Below are 15,559 nucleotides of genomic sequence, written 5' to 3' on the forward strand. Positions count from 1 at the left end.
CGCAGATCGCCGCGTTCGCTCTCAGCCCTCGAACTTCTTGATCAGCAGCGCGGCGTTGTGGCCGCCGAAGCCGAAGGAGTTGCTCAGCGCGGCGTTCACTTTCGCCGGGCGGGCGGTGTTGGGAACGATGTCAACGTCCACCTCGGGGTCGAGGTTTTCGACGTTGATGGTGGGCGGGATGACCTGGTCCTTGATGGCGTAAACGGAGGCGACAAGCTCGACACCGCCGGCCGCGCCGAGAAGGTGACCGGTCATCGACTTCGTGCCGGAGACGAGCAGCCCTTTGGTAGCATATTCGCCGAAGGTGCGCTTGATGGCACGCAGCTCGCACAAATCGCCGACCGGGGTCGAGGTGGCGTGCGCATTGATGTATTGAATGTCGGTGGTGTTGAGCTTGGCGTGACGCAGGGCCATCTCCATGCACTTCCCGGCACCGAGACCTTCCGGATGCGGTGAGGTGAGGTGGTAGGCGTCGGCCGTGGCTCCGTAACCGGCGAGTTCGGCGTAAATCGTCGCGCCGCGCTTCTTCGCGTGCTCGAGTTCCTCGATCACGACGACGCCGGCACCTTCGCCCATGACGAAGCCGTCGCGGTCCTTGTCCCAAGGGCGGGAGGCACGCTCAGGTTCGTCATTGCGCAGACTGAGGGCCTTCATGTTGGCGAAACCGGCCAGACCGCAGGGGCGGATGGAGGCTTCGGCACCGCCGGCGATCATCACGTCGGCATCGCCAAATTTGATCATGCGCCAGGCTTCGCCGATGTTGTTGTTGGAGGTCGCACAGGCGGTCACGATGACCATGTTGGGCCCCATAAAGCCGTATTCCGCCGCGATCATGCCGCTGGCGATGTTCGTGATCATCATCGGGATGAGGAAGGGCGACACGCGGCCAGGTCCCTTGTTCAGGAGGATCTCGTACTGCGTCTCGATGGTGCTCAGGCCGCCGATGCCGCTGCCGACCATGACGCCGACGCGGTGCGGGTCGAGGCTGTCGGGGTTCAAACCGGAGTCCTTGGCGGCCATTTTCGACGCGGCCATGGCGAACTGGAAGTAGCGGTCGGCACGGCGGGCGTCCTTGTGGTTGTTGAAATACTGCGTGGGATCGAAGTCCACCACCTCGCCGCCGATTTTGCAGTCGTACTTCTCGGTGTCCATCGACTGGATGCGGCGGATGCCGCTCTTCCCGGCCACCAGGTTCTTCCAGAACTCTTCCTTGGTGTTGCCGTTCGGGGAGACGACTCCCATGCCGGTGATGACGACGCGACGCTCGCTCATTTGTGTGTGTTTTGGGGGTTGGACTGAGGGTTGAGAGAACACGGTTTGCAGGGTGGGGCAAGGGGAAATCGTGTCCGCACGGCGTCTCCACGCTTGAGTGTCACGAAATGGCGGGAATAGCGTTTCTGGCTACGCACCGACACGCATGACCAGTCTTCTTGCGCGCGTTGTTGGTCCTGCGATCCTGCAGATGTATCGCGGCAAAAAAGCGCGGGCAGCAGCAAGCAGATTCAATAATCGCGGTTCAGCAGGTAATCCGCGAGCTGGCGCAGCCGCGTTCCTTTTTCGCCGAAAAGATCGAGCGCCCGGTTGGCCGCTTCGGTGAGCCGATGCGCCTCGGCGCGCGAGGCATCCAAGCCCATGAGCGCTGGATAGGTGCTTTTTTCGGACGCCACGTCCTTCCCGGCACTTTTGCCGAGTTTTTCGCTCGTTTGCGTCACATCCAGGATGTCGTCGATGATTTGGAAGGCGAGACCCGTGGCCATGCCGAAATCATGCAGCGCCTGCATCTGCGCGGTGCTCGCGTTCGCGCTCATCGCGCCGAGTTTCACGCTGGTGGTGAGCAGCGCGGCGGTTTTTCCCTCGTGAACGAAGCGCAGGTCCTCAAGAGGCAGTTTTTTGCCCTCTCCTTCGAGGTCGGCGACCTGCCCGCCCACGAGGTGCAGGCTGCCTGCGGTTCTTGCGAGTTCGAGCACCATCGCCGCCGCAGTATGGTTCGGTGTTCCGGGGGTTTTTGCCACGAGTTCAAAGGCCAGCGCCTGGAGCGCGTCGCCCGCGAGCAACGCCATTGCCTCTCCATAGACCTTGTGGCAGGTCGGCACGCCGCGGCGCATGTCGTCGTCGTCCATGCAGGGCAGGTCGTCGTGGATGAGCGAGTAGGTGTGCAGGCATTCCGTCGCGCAGGCGTTTGAGATGGCGTTTTCCACCGCGCCGCCGCAGGCCTCCGCCGCCGCGAGGCACAGGATGGGCCGCAGACGCTTCCCGCCGGCAAAAACGCTGTGACGCATGGCCTTGTGCAGGGTGGCTGGCCGTGTCCCGGCGCTCGGGATGAAACGATCAAGGGCCGCATCGACGATCTGGCAGCGCTCGGCGAGGTATTCTTTGAGGTCGGACATGAAGGGCGGACAGTGGGGAGCACCCCGGCAGGCTTCAACTTCATTTCTCCGCCGGAAATCCCACCGGAGCCGGGTTTGGAACAGCCCGAACTCCTCCTTGCCAAGCGGGGAAGTGCCCCCATATTCGCGCCCCTTTTTATGGACATCCTCATTGGCATTCTCACCGCAGTCGAAGTCATCGTCTGCCTTCTACTCATCCTCGTCGTGCTCATGCAGCGCCCGCGGCAGGAAGGCCTTGGCGCATCGTTCGGCGACGCCGCCGCCAGCCAGGTCTGGGGTGCGCAGACGACCAACGTGCTGCAAAAGTTCACGGTTTACCTCGCCATCTTCCTTTTCGGCCTGACTCTGCTTCTGGCCGTGCTCATCAGCCGCAAGCAGAACGGCGGCAAGACCGAGAAGATCTTCGGTGATGCCAAGCCCGCCGCCGCAGCCCCTGCGGCCCCTGCGGCCCCTGCCGCGGCTGACGCACCCAAGGCCGATGAAAAGAAAGCGGCCGAACCGGCCAAAGCGCCCGCCGCAGCGCCGAAGGCTGATGACAAAAAGGCCGAGCCCGCCAAGGCACCTGAAGCTCCAAAAGCCGCTGCTCCAGCGCCCGCATCCGCTCCGGCCCCAACACCTGCGACGCAGCCTGCTCCGGCGCCTGCCGCAGCCCCGGCTCCCGCCGCGCAGCCGAAGTGATCGACCGCAAAGTTTTTTCTTCGAAGGACACGACGCGAGTCGTGTCCTTTGTTTTTTGGCCTCTCAGCGTTAGGACATCGGTGGAATAAGGGCTTCTGGGCGACGTTAACCGTCTTCCCAACCCATGAAGCGCCGTTCCTTCCTCAAGTCCGTTCCCGCCGTCGCCGCTGCGTCGCAAATCCTCCCGGCGCAGAATGCAGCGCCGCCGTTTGGAGCCGAGTTTCCGATGCTCGATTCGCAAACCACCGGTGCCTGGTGGACTCCGCGTGTCGTGGCGGCACCAAAGACCGATCCAGGCACCAAAGGAAAGGCAAAGGGCAAGGGGAAAGGTAATCAGGGGCCGATCGTCGATCTGAACGTGCCGCGCGATCAGGTCGTGTGCTTTGCCCTCTACACGCATGAGCGCGGCGTGCTCAAGGTCTCGGCGCAGTTGTTCCCGCTGAAGCCGGATGAGGCGCGTGAGGCCCGTCTCGAACTCAAACGCGATGGTGAGTGGAAGGAAGTCGCCAAAGCCGAGGTGCATTATCCAGGCTGGGACGCGCACTTTCGCGTCGAAGGCTGGGACAGCACGCAAACGGTGCCCTATCGCGTGCGCCACGGCGAGAAGGCGATGTTTGAAGGCACGATCCGCCGCGATCCGATCGACAAGGACGAAATCGTCATCGCCAACATGTCCTGCAACTCCGCACGCACGAAGGGCGGCAGGCCGGAGATCGTGCAGCACCTCATCGCTCAGAATCCCGACGTGCTCTTCTTTGCCGGTGACCAGACCTATCATCACACCGAGCACACCGCTGGCTGGATCGAGTTCGGCCTGCAGTTCCGCGACATCATGCGTGACCGGCCCACGATCTGCATTCCCGACGATCACGACGTCGGTCACGGCAATCTCTGGGGCGAAAACGGCAAGCGCTCGACGATTTCCGGCGATGCGGACGGAGGTTATCGTTATCCGGTCGAGTATGTGAACCAGGTGCAGCGTCAGCAGTCCTGGCATCTGCCGGATGCGGTCGATCCAGCGCCGGCGGATCGCGGCATCACGGTCTATTTCACCCGCATGCACGTCGGCGGTGTCGATTTCGCCATTCTGGAGGACCGCAAGTTCAAGTCCGGCCCCGCAGGCAAGATCCCGCAGATGGGACCGCGTCCTGATCACATCAACGACGAGAAATATGATCCGAAAGCGATCGACCTGCCCGGTCTGCAACTGCTGGGCGAGCGCCAGATGAAATTCCTCGGTCAATGGACGCAGGATTGGTCAGGTGCGCAGATGAAATGCGTGCTCTCCGCCACCGCCTTCTGCGGCGCGGTGCACCTGCACGGCAGCCCGGACAACCGTCTGCTCGCCGATCTCGACTGCAACGGCTGGCCGCAAACCGCACGCAACGAGGCTCTGCGTGAAATCCGCCGCGCGCGCGCCACTCATCTGTGTGGCGATCAGCATCTCGCCGTCACCATGAAGCACGGCATCGACGAATTCGGCGACGGCCCCTACGGCTTCACCAGTCCGGCGCTCGTGAACACGATCTACGGCCGCTGGTGGCATCCGAAAGACGAAAAACCCGGCCCGAACGCAGTCGCGGGCAGTCCGCTGCCCTGGACCGGCGATTTCAAGGACGGCCTCGGCAATTGCATGTCCATCATGGCCTACGCGAACCCTGAGGACATCCAGGACGAGAAAAAACGTGCCGATGGCTACGGGCTCGCCCGCTTTCACAAAAAGACCGGACAGGTCACCTTCGAATGCTGGCCGCGTTTCTCCGATGGCAGCCAATTCCCCGGCTGGCCCATCACCGTGAACAGTGACGACAACGACGGCCGCAAACCTGCCGCGTGGTTGCCCGAACTCATCATCGAAGGCGCTGAACGTCCCGTGATCCAGGTCATCGCCGAATCGAATGGCGAGGTGCTTTACACCATCCGGGCCAAATCGAATCGTTTCCAGCCGCACGTTTATGCCGCTGGCAGTTACACGGCAAAAATCGGCAAGGACAAGCCCGACGCCCAGACCCTCACCGGTTTGAAATCCGGCGAGAAAGACAAAGCAGGCTCGAAAACGGTGAAGGTGTGAGCCTTCATGTGCATTTCCGATAGTGCGCCGTGCAAAAGCGGGCTTCCCAAGCGCCGTTGGTTTCGCGTAGCATCCTCTTTCCGACCATGAAACGCCTCCTCCTCTGCCTGCTGGCTTCGTCATTCGCCATTCCTCATTCGTCATTTGCGGCGGAGCCGCTCCGCGTCTTCATCCGCGCTGGAAAAAAATCCCACGGGCCGGGTGCGCATGATTTTCCGCAGTTTTTGAAGGAATGGGTGCCGATGCTCAATGAACGCGGCGCGAAGGCGGATGGCTCGCTCGAATTCCCGACGAAGGAGCAGCTCGACAAGACCGATGTGCTCATCCTGCACGCTCAGGAGGCTGGAAACATCAAGATTGGCGAGGAGCGGAAGAACCTGCTCGAGTTCATTGCCCGTGGCGGTGGTGTCGTCACGATCCACGCGGGCGCCGTGTCGAAGGATCACGACTGGTTCAAGGGCATCATTGGCGGCTCCTGGCATTTTGGGCAGACGAAGTGGCTCGAAGGCCCGATGCACCTCTACTTCACCGACAAGGAGAACCCGATCACCAAGGACATGTCGAACTTCGCCATGGACGACGAGATCTACTACGACATGGACCTGCTGCCGGAGTGCAAAATCCTCGCCGGGGCCTACACGCCGAAACCGCAGGGCACGCGCAATGAAAAGGCGAACAAGCGCGCCGAGGAGATCACGAAGGGCGGCAAGGTCGTCAGCATCTACGACATCCAGCCGCAGGTGTGGACCTATGAAAAGGACGCCTACCGCTCCTTTGTGTGCATTCCCGGCCACTATCACAAAAACTTCAGCCATCCCACGATGCGTGCCATGCTCCTGCGCGGCATCGCCTGGGCCGGAAAACGTGAAAACGCGGACGAACTCTGCAAGCCGGAGGAACTCGGTGACAACCTCCGCTACGTCGAAGGCGGCCCCACGCATCCGAGCAAGGCTGCGGAGAAGATCGAACTGCATCCGGACTTCAATCTCTCGCTCGTGGCGGCCGAGCCGCTCATCAACAAAGTCATGAACATCGACTGGGATGAAAAAGGCCGCCTCTGGGTCTGCGAGACGCCCGAGTATCCGAACGGCCGCCGTGAGTTGAACATGGAAAAGTGGAAGGACAGCGGCTCCTGGACGAAAAAATACGACCGTGACCCTATCGACCGCATTTCCTGGCTCGAAGACACGAATGGCGACGGCGTGATGGACAAGAAGCACGTCTTTGCCGACAAGCTCGAACTCGTCACCAGCTTCGTGTTCTACAAAAACGGCGTCATCGCCTGTGCCGCGCCGGACATCTGGAATCTTCAGGACACCGACGGCGACGGTGTGGCGGACAAGCGCGAGAAGCTCTACACGAATCTCGGCACAGGTGACACGCATGCTGTCATCAACAACCTGCGCTGGGGCCTCGACGGCTGGGTTTACGCCACGCACGGCTACAGCGGTGGCAATGTCACCGCCGTGAACGCGCCGGACAAACCAGCAGTCGGCATCGGCAGCGGCGTCATTCGTTTTAAACCCGACGGCACCGAGATCGAGCAGTATGCCTCACGCGGCGGCAACACCTGGGGCCTCGACATCACCTCCGACGGCCAGGTGTTCTTCACGCAGCCCACCAGCGGCACCGTTTTCTTCCACGTCGTGCTGCCGGAGTATGTGCTGGCCAAAGGCAAAATCCCCGGCACCACGAGCTGGAAAGGCATGATCAGCGGCCAAAAGACCTTCCCGGCCATGTCGTGGCCGGAGCAGGCCTACGTTCAGATCGACCAGGTGGGCCAGTTCACCGCCGCCGCCGGTTGCGCCATCTATGAAGGCGGCGCGTGGCCTGAAAATTGGAACTACAGCTACTTCACCACCGAACCGACGCTCAACATCGTCCATCACCAGTTCGTCGAGAAAGACGGCGTCAGCTACAAGACCCACAAAGAGCCTGGCCGCGAGGAAACCGAGTTCATGCGCAGCAAAGACCTGTGGTTCCGCCCCATCGAAAACCGCGTCGGTCCTGATGGCGCGCTTTACGTCGTCGATTTCTACAACCAAGCCGTCATCCACAACGACACCCGCGGCCCGATCCACGGCCCGGCGAATGCCGCCGTGCGTCCTGACCGCGACCACTACTTTGGCCGCGTGTGGAAAGTGCAGCACAAGCAGGCGAAATCCGTCGCAGGCAGCTTTTATCACCACAGCGCCGACTCGAAGGGAACGATGGGCAGTTCCGCGCTGCGCACCTTTGAATCGAAGACCGACGCGCTCGCCACGTTCAAATCCGCGCAGGATGACTGGACGCGCTCCGCAGTGATCGCAGCCGCGGTCGATCACGCCGACGACACAATCGCCCAAGCTCTCAAAGCACCGGAAGGCGTGGAAGGGCTCGTCGCGGCCCTGCTGCCCTCCGCGAAGTCCGCTGACAAACTGATCACTGCCGCCGCCGAGGCTGGAAACAACGCCGACTCTCTGAAAATCGCGATTCTCAAAGGCATCGCGCAGCAAGGCGGCGAGTCGCCGTCTCTCACGCCCGCGCTCACCGATTCGCTGAAGAAACTCCTTTCGAACGCGAGCACAGCCGGCGCGGCGTTGCCGCTCGTGGCGAAGTGGGACAAAGCCGGTGCGCTGGCTGATGAGGTGAAGGCGCAGATTGCGAATCTCAGCGCCACGCTGAGCAATCAGGCCGCAGCATTGCCAGATCGCATCGGCGCGGCGAAGGCGCTGATCTCGCTCGGCGGCGACGCGGGCAAAGTTGGAGTCGAGCCTTTAGGCGATCTGAACGCTCCGCCGGGACTCCAGGCTGCGATCATCTCCGCACTCGAAGACAGCGGCAACGTCCAGGTGCTCGTTGCCTCATTTGATCGGCTAAAGCCTCAACTCCAACAGACCGCCTTCGACGCCATCCTCAAGCGGCCTGAATCGTCGCTCGCTCTGCTCGCCAGCATCGCGGACGGCAAGATCGAGCCCAAAATCCTCGGCCCGGGCAACGTCGCGCGTCTGCGCACGCATCCGAACAAAAACGTCGCCAAACAAGCCAATGCGATGATGGACAAGCTCAATCCCGGCGCGAAGGCGAAGAACGAAATCATCGCCAAACTCACGCCCGAGGTCGAAAAGCCCGGCAATTTGGCCAACGGCAAGGCCATGTTCACCGCCGCCTGCGCCGTGTGCCACAAACTGGGCGACATCGGCAAAGACGTCGCCCCGCCGCTCGTCGGCATGGGTGCACACGGGCCCGCAGAGCTGCTCGTGCACATCGTGGACCCGAACCGCGAGGTCGATCCGAGCTTCTGGGCCTGGAACGTCACCAAAAAGAACGGCGACGTGCATGTCGGCGTCATCACCAGCGAAAACGCCGCCAGCATCAACCTGCGCAACCAGGGCGGCGATGTGGAGATCAGGAAGAGCGACATCGCCACGCGTGAAAACACCCGCCGCAGCCTCATGCCGGAAGGTCTCGACGCCCTCGGCCCCGAAGTGCTGCGCGACATCCTCGCCTTCATCTGCGGCAGCGGCGACCAGAAGTATCGCGTGATCGACCTGCGCGCCGCCTACAACGCCGACAGCCGCGTCGGCATCTTCCGTGGCGAGGAGTTCAAGGAGGAAACCGTCACGCTGCACAAGTTTGGCAACGTCACCGTGCATGGCGTGCCGTTCTTCATTATGGACCCGGAAAAATCGCAGACCGGTGCCAGCATCATCGCGCTCAAAGGCGGCGGCAAAGGCACCGTGGCCGACAATTTCCCCACCAAGGTCGAAATCGCCACCAACGCGACCGCGGCGAGCCTCCACATGCTCGGCGGCGTCGCCGGCTGGGCCTGGCCCTTCGGCGGTGAGGGCGCGATCGGCAAACCGGCGATGACCGTGCACGTCGAATACGCCGACGGCGATAAAGAGGCCATCGTGCTCAAGAACGGCGAGCATTTCGCCGACTACATCGGCCGCGCCGAAGTACCGCTGAGCGACGACGCGGGCGATTTCACGCGCCGCGGCCAGTTGCGCTATCTCGCCTTCAATTTGAAGAAGAAAGCGCAGCTCAAGAAGCTCACGCTCGAAACCAGCGGCACCATCATCGCGCCCTGCACCGTCGCCATCACCGCCAGCGCCGAAAAAGCCGCTGAGAAGAGTGCTGGGGCCGCTCCGGCCAAAGGTGCCAAGAAAGCCGCCGCGAAGGCCGAAACCGGCCCCAAAGAAGGCGGCAAAGGCGATGGCCCGCTCGTGCCAGCCGCACCCATCGTATGGGAAACCGAGACCCCCAAAGTCCTCACCCGGCAATTTGGCGAAAAGAATCTCAAGCAAGTCTGGAAGCGAGATAAAACCAAAGTCCTCGTCATCGGCGGCGGCAGTTCGCACAACTTCGCCGAGTTCTTCGGCAAAACCGACGTCGCCACGCTCAAAGCCGCCGGATTCTCCGTGAACTACACCGAAGACCGCGACCAAGCCGCCACCGAGCTCGCCAACGCCGACGTGGCCATCATCAGCGTGAACCGCAAATTCTTCGACACCGCCGCCTACCGCAAAGCGCTCTTCGACTTCGCCGCTGCAGGTAAGGGCATCGTGATGCTCCACCCCGGCACCTGGTATGGCTTTGGCGGCTGGCCCGAACTGAACGCTCAAATCGTCGGCGGTGGTGCTCGCGGCCACGACAGGATCCATCCCTTCGATGTGAAAGCCCTCAAAGCCGATCACCCGGTGATGAAGGACGTGCCCGCCAGCTTCACTGTCGAAGACGAACTCTACTACGTGAACGCCGAAAACGTCCCCGAAGGCACCGCGCCCATCGAAGTCCTCGCCGAGACGAGCAACAGCGACAAATACCAAAAGCCGCACCCCAGCGTCTGGATCACGAAACACCCGAAAGCCCGCATCGTCGGCCTCGCCCTGGGCCACGACGCCCGCACACACGATTTGAAGCCGTATCAGCAGATCCTCATCAACGCCGCGAAGTGGACGAGCGGGAAGTGAGAATGGCAGCGGGTCCCGACGGCGCTTGAGATCGAAGGGCTCACGACGGGCCTGTCCCGGAAGATCTGGCAGAAGCTCATGATCATTCACGCCGCCGAGAAACCGGTGAAATGAAAAAGGCAGGCCCGCAGGCCTGCCTTTGACGATGAATGATGATGAAGACTTGAATTACTTCACGATGCCGAGCAGCTCGACCTCGAAGACAAGCGCCTCGTTCGGGCCGATGTCCCCGCCAGCACCCTGTTCGCCGTAAGCGAGCTGGGAAGGAATGAAGATCTTCCATTTCGAGCCGACAGGCATGAGCTGCAGCGCCTCGGTCCAGCCTTTGATGACCTCCTGGACGCCGAAGGTGATGGGCTGGCCGCGCTCGACGCTGCTGTCGAAGACCTTGCCGTTGATGAGCGTGCCGTGGTAGTGAACGTTCACCTTATCGGTGGCGGCGGGCTTGGGTCCGTCGCCGGCCTTGAGCACTTCGTATTGCAGACCGCTGGCGGTCGTGGTCACGCCTTTCTTCTTGCCGTTTTCGGCGAGGAACTTGTCGCCTGTGGACTTGGCCTCCTGGCCGCGCATGGCGGCTTTCTGCTGCATGCTGGCCTCAAAGGCCTGCATGGCGGCGATAAGCTCCTCCTGGGTGTACTTCGGCTTTTCACCAGCGACGGTGGACTTGATGGCCTCGGTGAGCGCTGCGATGTCGATGGCGATGCCCTGCTCCTTGAACTGGCCGCCCATATTCATGCCGATGAAGTAGCTGACCTTGGCCATGTCCACCGTGGCGGCGGCTGGTGCTTCGGCCGCTTGCGCTGGCTTGACTTCCTGGGCTTGGGTGGCGGTGAGAGCCGCAAGCGCGGCGCAGAGCATGGCGAGGGTGTTTTTCATATGGAGCGCGGAGATTACGCGCCTCTCACAAAGCGGTCAATCAAAGCCTTGGAGGGCCGGGAAAAAGCCGTTTGACCCTGGGTGGGGCATGAACCACTATCGCCGCCCCTTAAACCAGACACACCCATGCCCGCCAAAATCTACACTGAAAAAGACGCGAGCCTCGCCCCTCTCAAAGGGAAGACTTGCGCTGTCATCGGCTTCGGCTCCCAAGGCCACGCCCACGCCCTGAACCTCAAGGAGAGCGGCGTCAAAGTCGTCATCGGCCTTTACCCCGGCTCCAAGAGCCGCGCCGTCGCTGAAGAAAAGGGCCTCAAGGTCATGGACACCGCGGATGCGGTCAAAGCGGCCGACGTCATCTTCGTTGCTGTGCCGGACACCAAGATCGGCGGCGTTTACAAGAAGGACATCGCTCCGAATCTCACCAAGGGCAAAACGCTGCTCTTCTCCCACGGCTTCGCCATCCTCTACAAGACCGTCGTCCCGCCGAAGGACGTGAACGTCATCATGGTGGCCCCGAAAGGCCCCGGCCACATCGTCCGTCGCCAGTACACGGAAGGCAAGGGCGTGCCCTCCTTGATCGCCATCCATCAGAACGCGGACAAGCAGGCCAAGAAGATCGCCCTCGCCTGGGCGCACGGCATCGGCGGCACCCGCGGCGGTGTCATCGAGACCACCTTCAAGGAAGAAACTGAGACTGACCTCTTCGGCGAGCAGACCGTGCTTTGCGGCGGTGCCAGCGCCCTCGTCCAGGCCGGCTTCGAAGTGCTCATCGAGGCTGGTTACAGCCCTGAGATGGCCTACTTCGAGTGCCTGCATGAGCTGAAGCTCATCGTGGACCTCATGAACGAGTCCGGCATCGCCGGCATGCGCTTCTCCATCTCGGAGACCGCCAAGTGGGGCGACGTCACCGTCGGTCCGAAGATCATCGACAAGTCGGTGAAGGTCCGAATGAAAAAGGCTCTCAAGGACATCCAGACCGGCAAGTTCGCCAAGGAATGGATCAAGGAGACCGAAACCGGCTACAAGAAGTTCAACAAGCTGCTCAAAGACGGCGAGAAGCACCCGATCGAGAAGACCGGCGCCCGCCTCCGCAGCCTCATGCCCTGGATCAAGAAGCGTGACATCAAAGGCGCGCAGGCCAGCTACGCGTGATCGTAAAGCTCAGCGAACCCCTCACGAACGCGGACCGGAAACGGTCCGCGTTTTTTTGTTCGCCGCCGCTTCGCAGCATGCCACCATGGTGCATGCGCAAGAAAATCGCCTTCGTGGGAGCCTCGGGTTACGGCAATTCCGGCGACGACACCTACCCGCTCGTCTTTGCGCAGGAGCTGCCGGAGCACGAGCTGGTGATTTATAATTCCGACCTGCCTGCCGCGCTGCCGGATGACCTCGACTTGCTCGTGCTCGGTGGCGGCGGCATTCTTTACAACAATCCGAAGGAGGGCGCGGCGGACGCGGAGTCGCCGCATTTTCGTGCCATGAGGTTTTACATGGATGCAGCCATGAGGCGTGGCATCCCGTGGGGCATCCTCTCCTGCGGTTTTCAGTTTCAAATCAACCGCGAAGCCGAGTATGCGACTGCGTTGAAGCCGTGGGTGCCTTATTTGCAGCAGGCGGCCTTCATCACGCTGCGCTCGCCGAACTGCGTGCGCATCGCGCAGGAGATCAGCGGGCGCGATGACGTGAGGTTCTTCCCTGACGCGGCTTATTTATACCGGCCGGCCATGGAGGAGGATGACACCGCGGCACATGCCGTCACGCTGGTTCCCGCCGGCCTTGTGAATGTGCGGAACACGCTCATCAATCATTACGTGCGTCAGTTTGCCGCCAGCGGCACGCCGGTGCAGTGGCTGGGCATGGGCGCGCCGGTGGACGATGACAAGCTGCTCGCGGAAGCGGCGGTACGCTCTCCGAAATCACAGATCATCGCGCACGCGGGGCCGCGGCTGGCATTTGAAACGATCGCACGCTCACGATTCGTCATCACAGGCCGCTATCACGGCATGATCTTCGCCCGCATCCACCGCGTGCCGTTCATCACGCCGGTTGATTCGCCGTATAAAATCCGCATGGAGAACCTGGAAACTGACATGAGCGCCGCTGCCGGGCATTTCGAGGTGCTGCGGCAGTTTTTGCGGCGGTGAATACAAGGAGCGGGACCTGCCAGGTCCCGGGATTGATGCGGGACTTGGCAAGTCCCGCTCCTTGGGTCACCAGCGGCGTAGAAACGCCTCCAGCTCTGTCGCGTCCACCTGCGGATATTCGCGGCCCATGGTGTTCTCACGGCCCATGCCGAAGGCGTAGGCGGTGTGCGTCTGCACGTCGATGTAATTGACCGGGTAGAACACGGCCACGGGTTTGTTTTCCAGCCACGCTGCCTGCTGCAGGCTGCTCCAGCTTCCCACATAAGCGCGGCAGTTTTTGATGAGGTTCAGCGTCGCTGGAACGGTGAGGCTGTCGAGCACGGTGATGTTGCCGCCGTCGAGAGATCGCGCGTCTTCCACGGCATGAATGGTTTTTCCCTTTGCACCAGGTCGGAGATAACTGCGTGTGACGACAAACACCTGGCAGGGCAGCTTGCGCAGGACTTGCGCCGTCTTTTCGATGAGCTCCGGCGGCAGCGAGCGGTAGGAGGCGTTTCCCGCGAAGGGCTGGAACACGATGTGGCCGGTGGATGCGACATCATCAGGCGCGTCAAACACAGGAACGTGCCCATCGGCGTTTCCGCGAATGAGTTTGGCATGATCCACACCGGCGAAGCCGCACAGCGCCCGGTTGATGTCCACGCCGCGCAGCCCGGCGTTGAAGAACTCCTCAAACTTATGCGCCAGATCGTAGAGGATGAAGTTCTTTGCGTTGCGATGGTGGCGGAAGATCTCGATCGCGAAGGGATTGTGCGAGGCCATGATGACAGGCACCGGCTGCGTGGCTTCGCTCAACACGCGGTAGGCGGCGTTCATGTAGCAGGAGCGGATCACATCCCCCAGACCGGCGGCGAAAAGTGCGGCTGACATTCGTGAAGCAAACCAAGCAGCGCTGACGTTGACAAGCCGCTTCTCCTTCCAGTGCCATGAAAACACTCCTCAGCCTTTTTCTCCTTTCCCTTCCTGCCTCCGCCGCGCTGACGCTGCCGGCGGTGTTCTCGGACCACATGGTGCTGCAAAGCGGCAAGCCGGTGCCGGTTTGGGGCACGGCGGATGCGAACGCGGAGGTCACGGTGAGCATCGCCGGGCAGAAAAAGACCGCGAAGGCCGATGCGGAGGGAAAATGGTCACTCAAGCTCGACGCGCTCACCGCCTCCGCAGAACCGCAGACGCTCACGATTGGCGACAAGACGATCAACGACGTGCTCGTGGGCGAGGTCTGGCTCGGTTCCGGCCAGTCGAACATGGCGATGACGGTGGACCGCTCCAATGACGTGGAAGGCTCGAAGGCCGCGGCCAATCTGCCGCAAATTCGGATGTTCACCGAAGGCAGTTCCGCTTCGGACACAGCCCAAACGCAAGGGAAGGGGACATGGATCATCTGCACGCCGGAAACCGTGGGTCGTTTCTCCGCCACGGCGTATTTCTTCGGCCGCACCATTCACGAGGCGCTCAAAACGCCGGTGGGTCTCATCAATTCCTCCGTCGGCGGCACGCCCATCGAGTCCTGGATCAGTCCCGAGGTGCAAAAGGCCAGCGAGGAGCTGAAGCCGTTCTTCGCGGCCATGAAGCAGGACGACGCGAAGTTTGACGCAGAGAAGACGAAAGCTCTTTACGAGCGCCAGGTGGCGAAATGGACCGAGGACGTGAAAAAGGCTAAGGCTGAGGGCAAACCGCTGCCGCGCAAGCCGCGTGATCCGATCGCCACGCGTGAGCGAAAGGGCAATGTGGGCGGCTTGTTCAACGGCAAGATCGCACCGCTCATTCCTTATGCGATTCGCGGGGCCATCTGGTATCAGGGCGAGGCGAACAGCCAGGACCCGAAGGCACCGTTTTACCAGGCTCAACTCACGCTGCTGGCCAAGGACTGGCGTGCGCGCTGGAACGACGAGTTTGCCTTCGCGTGGGTGCAGTTGCCGAATTTTACCCGTGCCGGCGAGGGCTGGATGATCGTGCGCGAGCAGATGCTGAACGCGCTGGGCACGATCCCGAACAGCGGCATGGCGATCACACTCGACATCGGCGATGCGAAGGACATCCACCCGAAGAACAAGCAGGAGGTCGGTCGGCGTCTCGCGCTGTGGGCACTCGGCGCGGTGTATCAAAAAGACGTTCCCGCGATCTCCGGCCCGCTGATCGACACCGCGACGGCGAAAGAGGGCAAATTTGTGCTCACCTTCAAACATGCGAAGGGTTTGCAGGCGAAAGGTGACCTCACCGGCTTTGAAATCGCCGGAGCCGACGGTGAGTGGCAGCCCGCCGAGGCCAAGATCGACGGCGAGACCGTGATCGTCTCCGCCAAGGCCGTGCCGCAGCCGAAAAACGTGCGCTATGCGTGGAAGGACAATCCTGTGGCAACGCTCTTCAACGGCGCGGGCATCCCGGCATCTCCATTTCGGAAATAGTGCGATGAAAAAAGCCCTGCGGGAGAGGAACACCACGATC

Annotated in this window: 10 protein-coding genes; 6 read left to right on the plus strand and 4 right to left on the minus strand. The window is 61.8% G+C overall.

What is annotated here, in order from left to right:
• Window positions 1–21: 21 nt before the first annotated feature.
• A complete protein-coding gene (gene fabF / locus ACILSE_RS02105; protein WP_395715688.1) occupies window positions 22–1,272 on the minus strand; it encodes a beta-ketoacyl-ACP synthase II in 1,251 nt (416 codons plus the stop codon).
• Between the two features lie 230 nt (window positions 1,273–1,502).
• Entirely contained in the window at window positions 1,503–2,387 is an 885-nt protein-coding gene (locus ACILSE_RS02110; RefSeq protein ID WP_395715689.1) for a polyprenyl synthetase family protein, read from the minus strand.
• A 138-nt stretch (window positions 2,388–2,525) separates the two neighbouring features.
• Here ACILSE_RS02110 and secG point away from each other — a divergent pair, with 138 nt between their 5' ends.
• The 3 genes from secG (at window position 2,526) to ACILSE_RS02125 (ending at window position 10,091) form a co-directional block, all read left to right on the plus strand.
• Window positions 2,526–3,065 (plus strand): preprotein translocase subunit SecG, encoded by a 540-nt coding sequence (secG, locus tag ACILSE_RS02115; protein ID WP_395715690.1) that lies wholly within the window; start codon window positions 2,526–2,528, stop codon window positions 3,063–3,065.
• A 124-nt stretch (window positions 3,066–3,189) separates the two neighbouring features.
• A complete protein-coding gene (locus ACILSE_RS02120) occupies window positions 3,190–5,136 on the plus strand; it encodes a hypothetical protein (RefSeq protein ID WP_395715691.1) in 1,947 nt (648 codons plus the stop codon).
• A gap of 86 nt (window positions 5,137–5,222) precedes the next feature.
• The gene (locus tag ACILSE_RS02125; protein WP_395715692.1) at window positions 5,223–10,091 is read left to right on the plus strand and encodes a PVC-type heme-binding CxxCH protein; all 4,869 of its coding nucleotides are present in this window, start codon (window positions 5,223–5,225) and stop codon (window positions 10,089–10,091) included.
• A 168-nt stretch (window positions 10,092–10,259) separates the two neighbouring features.
• Here the strand turns inward: ACILSE_RS02125 and ACILSE_RS02130 are convergent, their stop codons facing one another.
• Window positions 10,260–10,967: an FKBP-type peptidyl-prolyl cis-trans isomerase gene (locus tag ACILSE_RS02130; protein WP_395715693.1), complete on the minus strand. Its 708-nt coding sequence runs from the start codon at window positions 10,965–10,967 to the stop codon at window positions 10,260–10,262.
• Between the two features lie 126 nt (window positions 10,968–11,093).
• Here ACILSE_RS02130 and ilvC point away from each other — a divergent pair, with 126 nt between their 5' ends.
• Complete coding sequence (ilvC, locus tag ACILSE_RS02135; protein ID WP_395715694.1) at window positions 11,094–12,122, plus strand: ketol-acid reductoisomerase; 1,029 nt, start codon at window positions 11,094–11,096, stop codon at window positions 12,120–12,122.
• Between the two features lie 92 nt (window positions 12,123–12,214).
• Window positions 12,215–13,114, plus strand: coding sequence for a polysaccharide pyruvyl transferase family protein (locus ACILSE_RS02140; protein WP_395715695.1), 900 nt, complete (start codon window positions 12,215–12,217; stop codon window positions 13,112–13,114).
• Between the two features lie 66 nt (window positions 13,115–13,180).
• Here the strand turns inward: ACILSE_RS02140 and ACILSE_RS02145 are convergent, their stop codons facing one another.
• Window positions 13,181–13,984, minus strand: a complete 804-nt coding sequence (locus ACILSE_RS02145) for a hypothetical protein (protein WP_395715696.1) — start codon at window positions 13,982–13,984, stop codon at window positions 13,181–13,183.
• Between the two features lie 56 nt (window positions 13,985–14,040).
• Between ACILSE_RS02145 and ACILSE_RS02150 the strand changes: the two genes are divergently transcribed.
• A complete protein-coding gene (locus tag ACILSE_RS02150) occupies window positions 14,041–15,519 on the plus strand; it encodes a sialate O-acetylesterase (protein WP_395715697.1) in 1,479 nt (492 codons plus the stop codon).
• The last annotated feature ends 40 nt before the right edge of the window (window positions 15,520–15,559 follow it).

This window comes from Prosthecobacter sp. (genome assembly GCF_044236155.1).
Taxonomy (GTDB): Bacteria; Verrucomicrobiota; Verrucomicrobiia; order Verrucomicrobiales; family Verrucomicrobiaceae; genus Prosthecobacter.

Bases quoted from the DNA above. Each gene is read 5' to 3' on its own strand.
- fabF (WP_395715688.1), bottom strand. From the start codon at position 1,272: ATGAGCGAGCGTCGCGTCGTCATCACCGGCATGGGAGTCGTCTCCCCG.
- ACILSE_RS02110 (WP_395715689.1), bottom strand. From the start codon at position 2,387: ATGTCCGACCTCAAAGAATACCTCGCCGAGCGCTGCCAGATCGTCGAT.
- secG (WP_395715690.1), top strand. From the start codon at position 2,526: ATGGACATCCTCATTGGCATTCTCACCGCAGTCGAAGTCATCGTCTGC.
- ACILSE_RS02120 (WP_395715691.1), top strand. From the start codon at position 3,190: ATGAAGCGCCGTTCCTTCCTCAAGTCCGTTCCCGCCGTCGCCGCTGCG.
- ACILSE_RS02125 (WP_395715692.1), top strand. From the start codon at position 5,223: ATGAAACGCCTCCTCCTCTGCCTGCTGGCTTCGTCATTCGCCATTCCT.
- ACILSE_RS02130 (WP_395715693.1), bottom strand. From the start codon at position 10,967: ATGAAAAACACCCTCGCCATGCTCTGCGCCGCGCTTGCGGCTCTCACC.
- ilvC (WP_395715694.1), top strand. From the start codon at position 11,094: ATGCCCGCCAAAATCTACACTGAAAAAGACGCGAGCCTCGCCCCTCTC.
- ACILSE_RS02140 (WP_395715695.1), top strand. From the start codon at position 12,215: ATGCGCAAGAAAATCGCCTTCGTGGGAGCCTCGGGTTACGGCAATTCC.
- ACILSE_RS02145 (WP_395715696.1), bottom strand. From the start codon at position 13,984: ATGTCAGCCGCACTTTTCGCCGCCGGTCTGGGGGATGTGATCCGCTCC.
- ACILSE_RS02150 (WP_395715697.1), top strand. From the start codon at position 14,041: ATGAAAACACTCCTCAGCCTTTTTCTCCTTTCCCTTCCTGCCTCCGCC.